This window comes from Streptomyces apocyni, from assembly GCF_009739465.1.
GTDB lineage: Bacteria > Actinomycetota > Actinomycetes > Streptomycetales > Streptomycetaceae > Streptomyces > Streptomyces apocyni.
The window spans coordinates 113,393-127,056 of sequence record NZ_WHOM01000039.1 but is presented as its reverse complement, the minus strand read 5'-3'; the positions used below and the strand labels follow the sequence as shown (position 1 = coordinate 127,056).

The 13,664-nt window shown below is 70.0% G+C and carries 20 protein-coding genes; 1 reads left to right on the top strand and 19 read right to left on the bottom strand.

The annotated features are described in order from the left end of the window. Window position 1: 1 nt before the first annotated feature. From GCN81_RS06685 to GCN81_RS06620, 15 genes are all read right to left on the bottom strand, one after another. The gene (locus GCN81_RS06685; protein WP_156722649.1) at window positions 2–1,636 is read right to left on the bottom strand and encodes a hypothetical protein; all 1,635 of its coding nucleotides are present in this window, start codon (window positions 1,634–1,636) and stop codon (window positions 2–4) included. Beyond that, window positions 1,620–2,093, bottom strand: coding sequence for a hypothetical protein (locus GCN81_RS06680; protein ID WP_231626418.1), 474 nt, complete (start codon window positions 2,091–2,093; stop codon window positions 1,620–1,622). Before GCN81_RS06680 ends, GCN81_RS06685 begins: the two co-directional genes overlap by 17 nt. 160 nt (window positions 2,094–2,253) lie before the next feature. After that, window positions 2,254–2,412 carry an HNH endonuclease signature motif containing protein gene (locus tag GCN81_RS06675; protein ID WP_231626416.1) on the bottom strand — a complete coding sequence of 53 codons (159 nt, stop codon included), beginning with the start codon at window positions 2,410–2,412 and terminating at the stop codon, window positions 2,254–2,256. Between the two features lie 290 nt (window positions 2,413–2,702). After that, window positions 2,703–2,957 carry a hypothetical protein gene (locus GCN81_RS06670; RefSeq protein ID WP_156722648.1) on the bottom strand — a complete coding sequence of 85 codons (255 nt, stop codon included), beginning with the start codon at window positions 2,955–2,957 and terminating at the stop codon, window positions 2,703–2,705. A 26-nt stretch (window positions 2,958–2,983) separates the two neighbouring features. After that, the gene (locus GCN81_RS06665; RefSeq protein ID WP_156722646.1) at window positions 2,984–3,409 is read right to left on the bottom strand and encodes a hypothetical protein; all 426 of its coding nucleotides are present in this window, start codon (window positions 3,407–3,409) and stop codon (window positions 2,984–2,986) included. Window positions 3,410–3,575: 166 nt separating this feature from the next. Continuing rightward, the gene (locus tag GCN81_RS06660) at window positions 3,576–3,755 is read right to left on the bottom strand and encodes a hypothetical protein (protein ID WP_156722645.1); all 180 of its coding nucleotides are present in this window, start codon (window positions 3,753–3,755) and stop codon (window positions 3,576–3,578) included. A 41-nt stretch (window positions 3,756–3,796) separates the two neighbouring features. Next, the gene (locus tag GCN81_RS06655; protein ID WP_156722643.1) at window positions 3,797–4,015 is read right to left on the bottom strand and encodes a hypothetical protein; all 219 of its coding nucleotides are present in this window, start codon (window positions 4,013–4,015) and stop codon (window positions 3,797–3,799) included. A gap of 202 nt (window positions 4,016–4,217) precedes the next feature. Next, on the bottom strand, window positions 4,218–6,377 hold the full coding sequence (locus GCN81_RS06650) for a P-loop NTPase family protein (RefSeq protein ID WP_156722641.1): 2,160 nt from the start codon (window positions 6,375–6,377) through the stop codon (window positions 4,218–4,220). An 86-nt stretch (window positions 6,378–6,463) separates the two neighbouring features. Further along, window positions 6,464–6,631, bottom strand: a complete 168-nt coding sequence (locus tag GCN81_RS06645; RefSeq protein WP_156722639.1) for a hypothetical protein — start codon at window positions 6,629–6,631, stop codon at window positions 6,464–6,466. 96 nt (window positions 6,632–6,727) lie between these two features. Continuing rightward, a complete protein-coding gene (locus GCN81_RS06640) occupies window positions 6,728–7,045 on the bottom strand; it encodes a hypothetical protein (protein ID WP_156722637.1) in 318 nt (105 codons plus the stop codon). Further along, a complete protein-coding gene (locus tag GCN81_RS31755; protein ID WP_197287507.1) occupies window positions 7,042–7,218 on the bottom strand; it encodes a hypothetical protein in 177 nt (58 codons plus the stop codon). Before GCN81_RS31755 ends, GCN81_RS06640 begins: the two co-directional genes overlap by 4 nt. Continuing rightward, a complete protein-coding gene (locus tag GCN81_RS06635) occupies window positions 7,215–8,327 on the bottom strand; it encodes a hypothetical protein (RefSeq protein WP_156722635.1) in 1,113 nt (370 codons plus the stop codon). Before GCN81_RS06635 ends, GCN81_RS31755 begins: the two co-directional genes overlap by 4 nt. Then, a complete protein-coding gene (locus GCN81_RS06630; RefSeq protein WP_156722633.1) occupies window positions 8,324–8,698 on the bottom strand; it encodes a DUF6907 domain-containing protein in 375 nt (124 codons plus the stop codon). Before GCN81_RS06630 ends, GCN81_RS06635 begins: the two co-directional genes overlap by 4 nt. Then, complete coding sequence (locus GCN81_RS06625) at window positions 8,695–9,015, bottom strand: hypothetical protein (RefSeq protein ID WP_156722631.1); 321 nt, start codon at window positions 9,013–9,015, stop codon at window positions 8,695–8,697. Before GCN81_RS06625 ends, GCN81_RS06630 begins: the two co-directional genes overlap by 4 nt. Next, window positions 9,012–9,170, bottom strand: a complete 159-nt coding sequence (locus tag GCN81_RS06620; RefSeq protein ID WP_156722629.1) for a hypothetical protein — start codon at window positions 9,168–9,170, stop codon at window positions 9,012–9,014. Before GCN81_RS06620 ends, GCN81_RS06625 begins: the two co-directional genes overlap by 4 nt. Before the next feature lie 185 nt (window positions 9,171–9,355). Here GCN81_RS06620 and GCN81_RS06615 point away from each other — a divergent pair, with 185 nt between their 5' ends. After that, on the top strand, window positions 9,356–9,529 hold the full coding sequence (locus GCN81_RS06615) for a hypothetical protein (RefSeq protein WP_156722627.1): 174 nt from the start codon (window positions 9,356–9,358) through the stop codon (window positions 9,527–9,529). On the opposite strand, the gene GCN81_RS06610 is transcribed toward GCN81_RS06615, so the two are convergent. From GCN81_RS06610 to GCN81_RS06595, 4 genes are all read right to left on the bottom strand, one after another. After that, window positions 9,480–10,187 carry a hypothetical protein gene (locus GCN81_RS06610; protein WP_156722625.1) on the bottom strand — a complete coding sequence of 236 codons (708 nt, stop codon included), beginning with the start codon at window positions 10,185–10,187 and terminating at the stop codon, window positions 9,480–9,482. The genes GCN81_RS06615 and GCN81_RS06610 overlap by 50 nt on opposite strands. 138 nt (window positions 10,188–10,325) lie before the next feature. Further along, a complete protein-coding gene (locus GCN81_RS06605; protein ID WP_231626414.1) occupies window positions 10,326–10,529 on the bottom strand; it encodes a hypothetical protein in 204 nt (67 codons plus the stop codon). A gap of 191 nt (window positions 10,530–10,720) precedes the next feature. After that, window positions 10,721–13,354, bottom strand: a complete 2,634-nt coding sequence (locus GCN81_RS06600; protein ID WP_156722623.1) for a hypothetical protein — start codon at window positions 13,352–13,354, stop codon at window positions 10,721–10,723. Further along, complete coding sequence (locus tag GCN81_RS06595) at window positions 13,351–13,653, bottom strand: hypothetical protein (RefSeq protein ID WP_156722621.1); 303 nt, start codon at window positions 13,651–13,653, stop codon at window positions 13,351–13,353. Before GCN81_RS06595 ends, GCN81_RS06600 begins: the two co-directional genes overlap by 4 nt. Window positions 13,654–13,664: the final 11 nt, after the last annotated feature.

Sequence of the window (13,664 nt, the reverse complement as noted above, 5' to 3'; positions counted from 1 at the left end):
CTCAACTGCCGTAGTAGTAGGACACTTCACGCTCAGCCAGGCCCGCCGCGATCACGTCGCCCAGCGCCTCGTGGGCGAGGATGCTCGGGATCACCGCGTCGATCTTCTGCGTGGGGCTCGCCTTGCGCAGCACGTACCGGTCCGACGGACGGGCCGCCGCACGGGCGTTGGCCAGATGCGCTGCGGTGATCTCACAGCCGTCGTGCGTGAACGACGCGCCCTCGCTGTTGCGCTTCAGCACGTCCGTCTTCAGCCGCTCGCAGGCGGCGTGCATCGCGATGATGCGGCGGGTGTGCCAGCGGATCACCCGCTCCTCGCCGTACTTGTCGACCCACTCGTCGACCTCGGTGTCCCAGTACGGCGGGTCGGCGTAGAGGCGGACCACGTCGTAACGGCGCATCAGCTGGTCCACCGCAGCGCGCACCTCCGCGCGCGGGACCTGCCCGTCGAAGTCGGCCGGGTTCCAGATCGTCGGCTCATCCTCATCCCCGTACACCGGAGTGAACTGATAGCCGTCCATCGTCTCGGCGCGGATCGCCGTCCAGTCGTCCACGTCGGAGCCGTCGAAGCCCAGGACAATCCGCGTCATCGGCAGCACCCGGCGCGGCTTAGCCTTGGCCGCCCACCTGGCGCCGTCCAGCCAGGACCCAGAGCCAGCCACACACCGATTGCCGAAGAACCGCTCGGCCTGCGCCTCGTCCTTCTCCATGATCTCGGCGGCCTCGGCCTCGATCGCGTCCAGGTCCACATGCGCGCTGCCCGCGTACACCACCGCGTGGATCTTCCGGCGCTCCCGCTTGTTCCTGTAGGACAGCGTCTTGGGCGCCTGCGGGTGGTAGCGGAAGATGTCCTTCGCCTTCGCCTCCGAGGTGCGCTGAGCAACGCTGTCCTCGGACGGGTCCCACCCGTTCGTCGTCTCCATCGACCGGCCGCCCATACCGGCCGCACCACGCCGCTGGGTCTCCGCAACCCGGCGTAGCTTGTTCGCCTCCGTGTACAGGCCCGTCTCGTCCTGCAGCGCGAAGACGATCGGGTTGCCGAGGCGGGACAACGCCGAGGAGGTGACCACGTCGATCCGGCCGTCGTCCCCGACCCGCGTGAACTCTTCGCCAGCCGTCATCAGCCCGGCGAGGTGTCCCCGCTTCACCATGCTCTTCAGCGGCCGGTACACGTTCGCGACCTGGTCCTCAGACGTCGCGGTCAGCTGGATCAACGGTGTCGGCCACGGCGTCCCCATCGGCTCGCCCGCCTCGTACTCATACCACCAGCCGCACGAGCATCCGTGATCCGCACACCGGTACCGTTCGCCGCCGCGAGCCCACCCGTCGAACACGACCGGGCCCGCGGCTTCGGCCAGGACGATGGTCGCCGACCACGGGCCCTTGCCGGTCTTCTGCGGCGCCACCACCTGACTGCGCCGGTAGTGGAACGCGGGCGCCAGCTGGCCCACACGCGCGGTCGGGCGCACTCGGTAGTGGTTGACCGTGCACCACAGCTGCCACGGGTACAGCTCGAGATCCTCGCCCGCCCGGAAGCCGTCCGGGACCGGACAGTGAGCCTCGATCCAGTACGGCACGACCCACAGCGTGGGGAAGTCGACGACGAACTCGGCGGCGGCGTCAGACGCCTTCGCCACTGGGCACGACCTTCAGCCGGTCACGCGGACCAGGCCGCCGCCCAGTCGCCGCAGCAGGGGCCAGCTCTTCAGGCTCCTCAGCAGGCGCGATCTTCCACCGGTTCCGGTTCATCCCCGCCACACTCAGACCGAGAGAATCGAGGTAGCTGCGGATCATCTTCTTCACATCCACCCGCGCGTCCGCCCGCTCCGCCTCCGCCAGCGTCCGTACGAACAGCGCCACCTCCAGCTCCTGCCCCATGTCCTCCCACGCCACCGCCTGCGGCTTGCCCCACAGCTCGTCCCATAGGTCCAGCTCCCGCTCGGCGGCCGTCGTCAGCGGCCACTGGGGCGGCTCGCCTTGGCGGCCCTCTGCGGGAAGCGTCCGCCACCCGCCCTTGTCCGCAGCCTTCGAACTGCGCAGTGACCGCGGGTCAGGCGCCGGACCGGAGACCGCGCGTGCTCCTCCACGGGGCATGTCGATCACTCCCTCATCGCTGCGTTGCGCAGCACCGAGTGTCGTCACCTTGCGTGACAGCGGTGGACCCTCTGAACCCGGCGCACCTCTGAGCGCCCTCCCCCGCGCTCTGGACCCCCTGGCCGGTTGGGGGTCACCCCCTGGGTCCGGTCACGGATGGTTACGAGGTGCCGAAGGTCTCTCGCGCGGTCTTGCGTGAGTGATGGCGCTTACTCATGGCCTGCCAGTTGGCCGGGTCGAAGCCTCTGGGGCCGAGTGGTCCGAGGCCGTCGATGTGATCGACCTCAGTAGCGAGGTCACGCTGCAGCTGGGGCAGCACTACGCACTGCTCGCATTCGCAGTACGGATGATCGCGCAGGTATGCGGTACTGGCCTTGCGCCAGGCAGCGTTGTAGCCGCGCGTGTGGGGGGTAGGACGTGCGGCCCTGGCCTGGGTCTGGCAGGGCTGGCACCTCCCCCCTGGGGTGAGAGTGGGGCACCCCGGGGTGGGGCACACCTGCATCGCCTTGCGCGGCATGAGGCCCCCTGTGCGTGCGTGAGCCCCGTGCGGTGGCGGGACGTGAGGCGAGGATGCGACATGATCCCCCCGGAACGCAGATACGGGCGTAGTCAGTCCGCCCGGTGCCGCTTCTGCTGCCGTTCTCGGCGGCGGTTCCAGATGGCGATGCCGAACTCCCGCACCCACCAGACGGCGCAGGCCGTGACGACCACAGCGGCGACGAGAGCGGCAAGGATGACGGCCGGGCCGTATTCACCTCGGCGCCAGGAGACTGCGACTACCTGGTAGAGCACTTCGGCGAATCCGAGTGCGAGGAAGGCCCCGAAGCACCCCAACTCGTCGAATCCGCGATCTCTGCTGGCCACACGATCTCCTCGTGGTGCTTCTGATGTCAGAAGTCGGGGCAGAGGTGCTTGTGTACGGCGTCCAGGACCTTGCCGCCGGTGTCTGGGGTGTTGAGGTCAGGCAGGCGTGTGGAGATCGTGAAGCGGTCGAGGGCCAGCTGTGCCAGCTTCTCCCGGTCGTCGGGGGAGGACTTGATGGAGCTGCACTGGTTGAGTCCGCGGCTGACGGCCTTGTCGATCTTGCCGTCGACGATGTCCGGGCTGATGGCGTTGAGTGCCTTGATGTAGGCGTCGGTCGTGGCTGCGTCGGGCTCGGGCGGGAGTCCAGCGGCTTCGCGGGCCTTGGCCTTGTCCTCGGCGCTGAGCGTCGGAATGTCGCTGGCCGCGCTCTCCGGGTCGGTTTCGCTGCTGCAGCCGACGAGGGCGATCGCGAGTACGGCGATCGCGGCGGCGGTGGTGATGCGGGTGCGCATGGTTCCCCTTGGGTGGTCCGGGCCGGAAGGGGAAGTCTGCTGGGTGGTCACGCGCGGTGTGTGGGGTGTTGCTGGTCTGTGACACAGGTGAGCCGCGCGGTGGCGGGGCTGCTGTGTCCGGGCATGCCGGACGTGCCTTGAGTGTTACACCGTGCGATCAGGCTGGTCAAGCTGCCTTGGAGGGCGTGTGGGCCTGGAGTTCGCGCAGGTCGACGAGGTCGCGGCCGGATGAGTCGTGGCCGTGGTGGGTGAGTTTGCCGCGGTGGAGCCAGACGCGGATGGTTCCCGGCTTGATACCGGTCGCCGCGTGGGCCGCGTAGAGGTCGACGAGGACGGGCTGCTGCATGGCTTCAGTGTGCCCCGCCCCGCGTGGGCCCGGCGGTGAGGTTAGGCCGCGGTGACGGGCAACTGCGCGACGTTCTCGTCGGCGAGCTGGGTGTCGTATCCGGCGCGCGCCCAGTTGGCGAAGCGCCAGCGTGCGATGTTCCGTAGCTCCTCGCGGTCTTCCTCGCTGACGTCGTCCCAGACGCCGCGCGGGTACCGCATGGTGGCGATGCAGGGCTGCCCGTACACGGCGCCCGTGACGGTGAGGGTGACGTCGTCCATGAGGTCATCCTCTCGCAGTGATGTCGGCGTGCGAAGCATCTCCAGGAGGCTGGTTGGCGAGCTCTTTGTGGATCTGTCGCACGGGCCCGAAACCTGAAATCAGGGCAGGCCAGGGCCGGTTTTGGCCGATATCGGGGTCGAAACCGGTTTCGGGTTGGGGTGAAACCATCTGCCCTTGCCGAAACCGGCCTCGCGTCGTCTCTCAGTCGTCTTCGGTGGTGCCCTCGAACTGCTCGGGGAGGTCGCTGTGCCGGACGCCCTTGGCGCCGCCGCAGCACTCCCGAAGGGTGATCTGCCGGGTGGGTACCTTGTGCGGCTTGAGCGCTGCGGAGAGTGCCGTGGAGCGGGCCGCGGTGTCTTCCTCGGCCATCCACGGCCCGTATAGGTCGGCCCGGTAGGCGGCGAGGGCTTCGGCCAGGCGGTGGGAGTGGACGGCTTCGGCGCCGTCTGGCCAGATGGCCCGCAGGTGGTCCACCACGGTGGTCACGTCGACCTCTTCGACGTGCTGCCCGGCGGCCTGGCCGGACAGGGTCCCGGCGGCGGTGCGCAGGGCCAGGGCCCGTTTGGCGATGTCCTCGGCTTCGGTCTGCTTGATGAACGCCGCGCGGACGGTGGTGCCTTCGCGGCCGCGGGCGAGGATGCCGGTGCCCTGCTCGTCGATGGAGATGTCGGTGGCGCGCAGGCCGCGTTCGTGGGCGCCGGTACCGAGCACGTTGTTGTTGGCCCGCCAGTCCATCACCGCCAAGCACAGGCGGGTGCCGACACTGGACGACACCGACGACGGCAGGGACGGCGCGTCGGGGTTCTGTGTGAGGAGGATGAGGATCACTCCGTAGGCGCGGCCCTTCTTGATGAGCTTGGTGCACAGCTCGGCGGCCTCGTCCTTGTACTCGGAGTGCGTGAACAGCTCCTGTGCCTCGTCGACGACGATGACGCGCGGTCCGAGGTTCTGTTCGGGGTACTTGGCCTCCAGTTCGCGGGTGACCCGCTTCCCTTCGGGGGTCTCGCTGGAGGGCAACCCCTTGATGAACTTGGCGCGGCGGCGCTGCTCGGCGATACCGGAGCGCAGACCGGCGATGGTGGCTGCAATGTCCTCGTCATCGTCACCGGAGATGTACCGGTGGCAGACCGGCTTGACCGCGTCGAGGTCACCGGAGCCCTTGAGTTCGTAGATCCACAGCTGTGCGGTGGGGTCGAGGGCCACACCGAGCACGATCGCCAGGGCGCAGGACGTCTTACCCGAGCCGGGGATACCTCCCACCAGCAGGTTGGAGTACATGAGGGTGATGGTGACGAGGTTGCCGCGCGGATCGAAGCCGAACGGCAGCGGCGCGAACACGTCCGCCTGCCCAGACTTCATCAACGGCCACAGCTTGCGGGCGGCCTTGGCCGGGTCCTGCTGCGCCACCCACAGCACGAGGCGCCCGGGGTGCGCGGAGCGGTCCCCTTCGGGCCACACGGTGGAGACGGGGCGGCGCATGGCGGCGGCCAGCGCGGAGCGCTTGTCCAGGACCGCGGCGGCCTCCACTCCGCGCGGGAGGTCGACTTCGGCGCGCCAGCCGGGCCCGTCGCGCTGGACCTCGGCGGCGAACTCGACGCCGCCGCGGCCCTTCTTCCCGCCGATGCCGATCGCGGCCAGCGCCTCGAACACCTCGGTGGAGTCCAGCGGACGCAGGGTGCGGGTAGTGACGTAGCGGGTGATCAGAGGCCGGTCGGTCTTCTTCCCGTTCAGCCCGCACAACAGCAGACCGGCGGCAGCGGCGGCGAGGGTCCAGCCGGGGACCAGGAACCCGGCGACGGTGGTGGTGATGCCGGTCAGGGTCGCCACCGCGACCGAGGCGATGCGCCGCGGGCGCACCCGGCGGGAGTGTTCGCGGGACAGGGCAAGCCACGCCTCGATGTCGGCGCTGGACGCGGCCTTGGCCTCGACGGGGCGGGCCTCGGTGTCGGCCACCCACTTCCCCCACCGGGCGATGTACCGTCCGGCGCCGCGCGGGGCCTGGCGCACCAGGCGCAGCGTGTACACGGGTACCCGGATGGTGTGGAAGGCGATGGCGTGCCCGTAGTAGGCGGCCGTCCACTTCGTGGCGTGGGTGAACTCGGCGGCGTTGCGCAGGAAGGTGGGGATGACGGGCGGGGCGTCGGCCAGCTGGGCGCGCCGCTCGGCGACCCAGGTTCCTGCGTCCGCCTGCGTCTGGGGGGTGTCGACGGGACGCGGCCGGGCGTCCTGGACGACGTCGACGACGGTCTGTTCCACGGCCGTGGGGGCGGCCTCGGCCGGATGGGCGTCCTCGGCGGCCGGGACGGTGTCCTGGGGCGCGGGGGGAGCGTCTTCGACCAGACGCAGTGTGGTGTCAGCCATGCTGGTGCTTTCCTGCCTCAGTTCAAGGGGTGGGGAGCCAAGGGGCGGCCGCTCGCGTGGTGGTGGACGGCCGCCCCTGGGCGTGGTCACTTGGCGCGCTTCGCCTCGCGGGCCTTGGCGTCCTCGACGATGCGGTCGATACGCCGCTGCTGGGCCGCGCTGAACTTCCCTCCGCGCAGGGCCGCGGCGGCGGTGATGCCGAGGATGCGGGCCAGTTCGCGGTGGTTGATCGGGTCCTTGTCGCTGATCGGCATGGGGTCCTTCCCGGGCCGGACTGTCCGGCCCCACCGCGCCCCTGGTGATCACTTTGCGCGCCCACATAGTGATCACCGGTGGCACGGAAGGGCAGGTCAGCCCTTGCGGGTGCTGCGCCACACGTCCCGCAGGATCAGCAGGCACACCACCAGCGCGACCAGTGCGATGGCGAGGACGACCAGGGCGATGGACAGGCCGATGAGGATCGCCACCAGCACGAAGGCGACGACGACCAGGGCGACCAGGGCGAGGCAGCCGCCCGCGAGGTACGCGCCCCACGGACGGGCCTGGATGGGCTGGAGCGGGGGCTGCTGAGCGGGCAGCAGGTGTTCAGAACTGAACACCTGGCCTGCGTACATGGGGTTACCGGCCAGGTCGTAGCCGATCTGCTGCCGCTGTACGGGCTCGTTCATGCCGTCCACCCCTGCACGCGTCGGGCGAGGCGCGGCCAGAGCAGGACACCGAGCGCGAACGCGACGACGGCGGGCTGTGAGACCAGGGCGGCGACCACGGCGAGGACGATCGCCAGGAGCGTCGGGAAGGCGACGAGGAGGGCGAGGATCGCGCCGAAGATGATGCGCATCATGCGTATCCACCCTCCATCGGTGTGGCCGGGGCGGTGTCCTGGGGCTTCTTCGCGGCCCGTGAGAGGGCGGTGCGGATGTACGGCTCGCCGACGACGAGGCGGCGGTGACGCTCCAGGTGCTCGGCGATCTCGCGTGCTTTGGCGTCCGGGCCGAGGATGGATGCGGCCTCCACCACGGCAGCCTCGACGGTCACGGGCTCCAGTGCGTTGACCTGCAGCGCATCAACCGCATCAGGTCGATGCACCTCGTACTCCGGGGGCTGGTTGCCGAGGATCAGCGCGACCTGCACGGCATCGACGACGACCCCGTAGGACACGAGCAGCGACGCGAGTTCGGCGGGGGGCATATCCGGTTGCGCATCGTGTGCGATGCGGACCGCATCCGCTGGGTCCATCTCGGCGAACTTGCGGCGCAGCACCTCCTGCGCGGAGTGCGGGCGGGCGGGACTGGCCGACGGCTTGTCGGTCTGTCCGCCGTACATGGTGGCCAGGGCCGCATCCGCTCCCTGGGTGAGCCGCTGGCGCTGCACCTGGACGAGGCCACCGCCGAGCCCGGCGTCACCGCGGCCCACATGTTCGGCGAGCTTCCACGACTTCCTGAGCGCGGACTCGCGCACGTCTTCGTCGGGGTGGCGGGCGGCGAGGGCTTGGTGGAAGGCGAGCTGCTGGACGGCGTCGGCGTTGCGTCGCTGCGCTTCGATGTCGACGCCGGTGGTGTGGACGACGATGCGGCGGGCGATGAGGCCGAGGCCTTCGGCGGCGCCGCTCATGGCGAGCGGGGTGACGGCATACACGACGGCCTCGGTGACCGTGTCGGCCAGCGACAGTCCGGTGAAGCACGCGGCGACCGGGACCAGCCACAGGCCGATGCGCACGACGGTGGGGGTTGGCTGGCCGAGCATGGTCAGGCCGAGCATGGTGAGCGCCAGGATGAGAGTGAGGCCCTCACCGGCGGCGACGACACCCGCGGCGGTGGCGGCACGGCCGAACTCGGCGGTGACATTGCTGTATGTACCCCAGGCGCCGAGGCTGCCGACGGCGACCATCAGGACGGCGGAGCCGCCCAGGACGATGGTCTGGCCCCGGGTGAGGCGGGTGGGGGTGGTCACTGGCCACCTCCGCGGATGCGGTCGCATTCGTCGGCGAGGCGGTCGAGGGCGTCGAGGTGGGTGCGGGTGGTGGCGGTGAACGCGCGGACCTGGTCGGGGTCGAGGGACGCTACGCCGTCGATCTCGATGGCGACGGTGGGCAGCGGGTCCGGGTCGAGGTCGGCGTAGGGGCTGTGGGAGATCCACGCGGTGAGGTATTCGACGGTGCCGTGGCGGGTGTCGAACTGGGCGTTGATCTCGGGGCCGTTGTGGGTGAGGTCGGGCTTGAACTGGGCGCCGGTGTGGGGGTCGACGCACCAGGTGGGCTCGTCGATTTCCAGGGCGCTGGCGACGAGGACGTTGACGATCACGCTGCGGGGCTCGGTGCTCACTGGCCCTCACCTCGCGTGGTGTGCTCGGCGTCGAGGAATGCGGCGACGGCGGGGAAGGCGCGGTCGACGGAGCGGCGGGCGGCCTCGGCCTCGGTGAGGGGCTCGGCGTCGAGGGCGCGCAGGAGGATGCGGAGGGACTCGGAGAGGGCGCCGTGGGCCTGGGCGTAGCCGAACTCGCCGAAGCTGCTGGTGTCGCTGTAGGCGGCGAGCATCTTCTGGGCGACGCTGATCGCGATGGCGAGGTCGCCGGGCTCGCGCAGCTGGTCCCGGACGCGGGCGGCGGCGGGGCCGTAGAGGGGTTCGCGGGTGTCGTTCACCGGGTCACCGCCTTGGCGATGGTCCCGGTGACTCCGGCCGCGGTGACGCGCACGGTGAGGGTGCGGCCCGGGGAGCGGCGGATGAGGCCCGCGGCGATGATGCGCCGGGGCGGGGTGGTGCCGCGCGGCGGCGCGGGCATGGAAAGATCAGGCACTAGCCGTCTCCTTGCTTTGATCAGGGAGTTCGGTCAGGCCCTCGTCCGGTGTTCGTAGCACCGGCGGGGGCCGCTTCAGTTGTGGTGACGAGGCCTTACGGCCGGTGTCATGACACCCAACATAGCTCTGGTGTCATGACACCGCAAGGGTTAACCTCGGGTGTCATGACGAGAGTGGAGAACTGATGCCGAACGTCGAGAAGACGCCCCGCCAGACCATCCGGGTCGACAAGGACCTGTGGGACAAGGCCGGGCAGGCGGTCGGCCCTCGCAACCGCGGCGAAGCGATCCGCAGCTTCTTGCGCTGGCTCACGCACGAGACGGACGAGCTTCCAGAGCGCCCGCCCCGCCCGGAGTAGCCGCGTCGGGCTGGAAGGACTTCAACGCCAGCCAGGACTCTGGCCCGTACTCGCACCCGCACCAGCGACACGCGACCTCGGTCGTACCCGCCAGCACCCGCAACACCGCACCGCACACCTGGCCATCCGCGTACACAGCCGGGCAGTTCCCGATCCGCATCGACGGTTCCGGCGGGTTGATGATCGAGGCGACATCCCGCTCGAGGTCGCGGATCTCCTCGGCGAACGCGCCCGCCATCGGCCAACTGGACGCGATCCACTCCAGGTTCATGCCGAGCGCGCGGGCCGCCACGACCACCCGCCGCCCGGTGGTACCCGCGATGGCGGGCTCGGACCAGCCGCGGTCGTCCTGCATCGCGGACCGCCAGTCCTCCAGGACCCCGACGATCCCACCAGGCCCTCGGAGGCCGAGCACCGTCTCACTGACCGGCAGGGGCGCCTCTGCGGGCCGTGTACGGCCGAGTTCGGGACGGCGGCCGGACGGGTGGAGGAACGCGGCCAGAGCCTCGTATAGGCGCGGCATGCGGTCCAGGCGGCGGGCGGTGGCCAAGGTGTCGCCGTTGCAGAGGTACCCGTGCTCAAGCGACTGCCCGCAGAGCAGACACTCGGCCCCAGAGGGTCGGACCAGTTCGGCCTCCTCTTCGCTGATCAACGTCATGCGCTCCTCCAGGGGCGTTGTCGTTGCCGGTCGGTACGGTGGATGGATCACTATCAGCGTCTGCTGGCTGCGACGCTCGGGGCCTCACGTCCGGTACAGCACCCGGATGTGGGGCCACTCACATTGAGGCCAGATGACTCAGGTGGTGTCGTGGTTCTGGCCGCGCCGCTCGGTGTCGGCGAGGTTGCGGAGCTTGGCGGCGTGCCGGTGGGCGAGGCCGTGCTGCCGGGCGGCATTGAGGGCTGTGCGGCGGCGCTTGTTCGCCTCGATGCGGGCGCGGGCGGCGGCGATCTTCTCGGCCACGATGTCGTCGACGTTCACGGGTCGGTCTGCGGGGAACATGTGTGCCTCCTGCGGGTGGGGCAACGTGGACAGCGGATGTGGACGTGGACAACGTGGACGTTGTCCACATGGGCCTGTCTCGCGTCGCGGGAGTGAAATTGGAAGTTTGTTTGTCCGTATATGTACTAATTGGGGGCTCGTTAGATCTCGGAACAGGTGGACGTGGACAGCCGTCCACATGTCCACATCGCTCACTCCGTCTGGACACAGACCCGCTCGCCCTCGACGAACACCCACTCGTGGGCCTCCGCAACATCCACGGCGCGACGGAGGAAGTCCCGGTCGCTGCTCCGCAGACGGCGGTTCAGTTCTCCGAAGGTGATGCCGCCGACCGCGGACGCGTGCTTCTTCACGAGCAGGGCAATGCGCTCCAGCGTGCGGTCGGTGTCTGTCTTCGCTTGGTGGGTGCGAAGTTCCTGCGCGACCTTGGCGTCCTGCTCGCGGCGCCGGGCTGCCTCCGCTTCCCGCTCCGCACGTTGGATCAGCGCGCCGCGCACGGCGCACGACGAGGTCCAGACGACCTCTGCCAGCTCCCAGTCCTCTTCTGTGGCGTCTGTGCGTCCACCGTCGAGGAGGGCCAGGAGCGCCGTGAGTTTCACCTTCATCAGGTTGGCGTGGCCGTCCAGTTCGTCGATGGCCAGCTCACCCCGGTTGCGCGCGACGTGCTCGGCCCACAGCATCCGGCGGATGCGCTCAGGCAGCACGATGTCCAGCGAGTCGCCAGGCTGGAGTGAAGCCGGGTTCACGGGGAGCGGGCCGGGCGTGGTAGGCGGCTCGTCAGGAATTGACGGGTCGGCTGCCCATGCCCACAGGAACCGTTGCGGTGTGCCCGTGCTGGCGTCCGCGATGACCGGCATGGCTGTCGACGGCTGGAACCCGACGACCATGCCGAGGCTGTAGGAGCCCGCGGCCACGTACCTGGTCCGCTCCTCCGAGGCGTTCGTCTGGCCGAGAGTCTCGCCAATGGCTGCGCGCCGGAGTGTCTCGCCGAGCACGCTGCCAGAACGTTCAGCGAGACGAGCGAGGGTCTGGCCCTCGTCGACATAGAAGTAGGCGTTGTGCCGGACCTGCTTGCGTACCTTCTTGGTGACCGGGTCGCCCTTGAGTGGGCCTTTGGCGTGGATCTCGCCGGTCTCCTCGTCGACCGTGCCCATGAAGGCCTCGGCGATTCCTTCGCCGGAGCCGATGGGCAAGCCGTCGCGGAACTCGGGGTCGAGCGGGGGGAGTAGGGACCGCGCGACCTTCGTGCCGATGGACTTGCCCCCACCGGAGGCGGCGACGACGGCGACGAACAGGTTGAGAGACGCACGGCCGCCGATGCCGGAGACGGCCGCGATGTTGTGGGAGATCATCGAGGACATGCGGGCGAGTAGCGAGTAGAAGAGCACGTCGCCGCTGGAGCCTTCGGCGTGCGCGGCCTGCCGGATGTGCTGGTGCACGGGACGCGCGGCCCAGAACTCCTCTGGCAGCAACCCGCGCGGCCGATTGGGCTCCTGCTCGTCGGCGGTCTCGTCCGGCGGCGGCGAGTCCGCGAGGGGATCGCCTGTCCACATGTCGCCGGGTGGCGGGGTAGGGGAGTCGCTGCGCTGTGTGGGTGGGCGGCAGTGCTGCCGGACGCGGGTGAGTACCGCCGACGGCAGTGCGCGGGCGGGCGCCTGGGCGTCCTGGTCGAACGCGGCGCGCAGCACATCAAGGGTGGCCTCACGCTCGTTGCCGCCGTAGTGGACATGGGCCCACAGGGTGGGCACGGTGAGCTTCCGGCCGGGAGGCTGCTGCCCGGTGGGCAGGCCGGAACGTTCGGACCAATTCACGGCAACGTGGTCGTCACAGACGAGGCTGTACTCGCTGTCCGCCGTACCCTCGGACCCGGCCGGACGCAGCCACTTCTCACGTCCGTCGGCCGCCGTCCCGCGGTACGTCCAGCCCGCTGGCTCCAGGATGTCCCGGAACGTCAGTTCGGCCGCGAGGATGTCGAAGACGCTCGTGCCACCCCCGGAGCGGGGGAAGGCGGAACGCCGCGGGGGCGGGGCCGTCGTTGTCCGGCCGGTGCGCGCGTCGTGCCGCGCCCGCTTCTCCGCCGCGGCCTTCTCCAACAGCGCCCGCGCGTCGGGCTCCAGCCGCTGGACGGCTTCGCGCATCACGGCCAGGTCGACGGGCTCGCCCGTACCCGGGAAGCTGCCCGTCGGCCGGGCCTCGCCTTTCCGGTTGACCGTGCCGGGGATTCTCATCAGCCGGTCGAGGTTTCCGATCTGCGTGTCCCATGAGCATCCGTGGGAGTACGCCGAACCGCCGAGGACGGCCTGCAGGCCCATGGTGAACTGCTCGATGGCCGTCCGGTCCTCGTCACTTCCGATGGTTTGCGGCTCGGCGAGGACCCAGATCGGGTTGTAGCCGCCGCCGGACAGCCACCAGCCGCTCGGATCGGGGAGCCCGCAGGACAGGACGATGTCTCGGACGTGGTCCGCGTCTATGGGGTGGGGCATGTCGTCGAGTCCGGGCTTGTGCCCAGCCGTACCGAAGTCACCGTCCGCCCACAGGAACGTCAGCCCGTGGGCCAGGTCCTTGCCGCCGCGCCCCTTCGCCGGGTGCTCGCGCAGGGTGGTGACCTGTGCGTAGATGCCCTTCGGGCTGCGTGTGTCGAGGTCGGCCACGTACTCGGTGGCCGCGGCGATACCTGCCTCGTCGGTGGTGAAGCGGCGGCCGACCCAGCGGTCTGCGTCGGAGCACACGCTGAGCAGGCCGGGGACGCCCTGGAAGTGGTAGGCCAGCGACGAGTGGACCAGTTGCTGGTCTGCGAGGAGTTCTGCGGGTGGGGCCTGGGTCACTGGTGCACCGCCGGGAAGAAGTAGACGCCGGTCGGGCGTCCGACGCAGCGTGAGCGCCTGAGGCAGAGGCGCGGCTTGTCGGCGCGGCCAGCGGGGTGGATGTGCTGGTGGTGGCAGAACGGGCAGTCGACGACGAGGAGTGCGTGCTGCTCGCTGTCCTCGTTGTGTGTGTCGCGGTAGGCGACGAGGCGGGCCGCGGCGGCGGCCATGCCGAGGTGGACGGGCGGCGACTGGATCGGGGCCTCGTCCGGGGTGCCGTCCTCCTGGAAGAGGGGGAGGACGGTGGTGGTGCTGTTCACGAACGTGCTCT

What these genes read in the sequence shown, in the direction of transcription:
- GCN81_RS06655 (WP_156722643.1), bottom strand. Translation starts at nt 4,015, where the DNA reads ATGGACGACGTCACCCTCACCGTCACGGGCGCCGTGTACGGGCAGCCC.
- GCN81_RS06615 (WP_156722627.1), top strand. Translation starts at nt 9,356, where the DNA reads ATGCCGAACGTCGAGAAGACGCCCCGCCAGACCATCCGGGTCGACAAG.
- GCN81_RS06665 (WP_156722646.1), bottom strand. Translation starts at nt 3,409, where the DNA reads ATGCGCACCCGCATCACCACCGCCGCCGCGATCGCCGTACTCGCGATC.
- GCN81_RS31755 (WP_197287507.1), bottom strand. Translation starts at nt 7,218, where the DNA reads ATGATGCGCATCATCTTCGGCGCGATCCTCGCCCTCCTCGTCGCCTTC.
- GCN81_RS06680 (WP_231626418.1), bottom strand. Translation starts at nt 2,093, where the DNA reads ATGCCCCGTGGAGGAGCACGCGCGGTCTCCGGTCCGGCGCCTGACCCG.
- GCN81_RS06650 (WP_156722641.1), bottom strand. Translation starts at nt 6,377, where the DNA reads ATGGCTGACACCACACTGCGTCTGGTCGAAGACGCTCCCCCCGCGCCC.
- GCN81_RS06660 (WP_156722645.1), bottom strand. Translation starts at nt 3,755, where the DNA reads ATGCAGCAGCCCGTCCTCGTCGACCTCTACGCGGCCCACGCGGCGACC.
- GCN81_RS06640 (WP_156722637.1), bottom strand. Translation starts at nt 7,045, where the DNA reads ATGAACGAGCCCGTACAGCGGCAGCAGATCGGCTACGACCTGGCCGGT.
- GCN81_RS06610 (WP_156722625.1), bottom strand. Translation starts at nt 10,187, where the DNA reads ATGACGTTGATCAGCGAAGAGGAGGCCGAACTGGTCCGACCCTCTGGG.
- GCN81_RS06605 (WP_231626414.1), bottom strand. Translation starts at nt 10,529, where the DNA reads ATGTTCCCCGCAGACCGACCCGTGAACGTCGACGACATCGTGGCCGAG.
- GCN81_RS06645 (WP_156722639.1), bottom strand. Translation starts at nt 6,631, where the DNA reads ATGCCGATCAGCGACAAGGACCCGATCAACCACCGCGAACTGGCCCGC.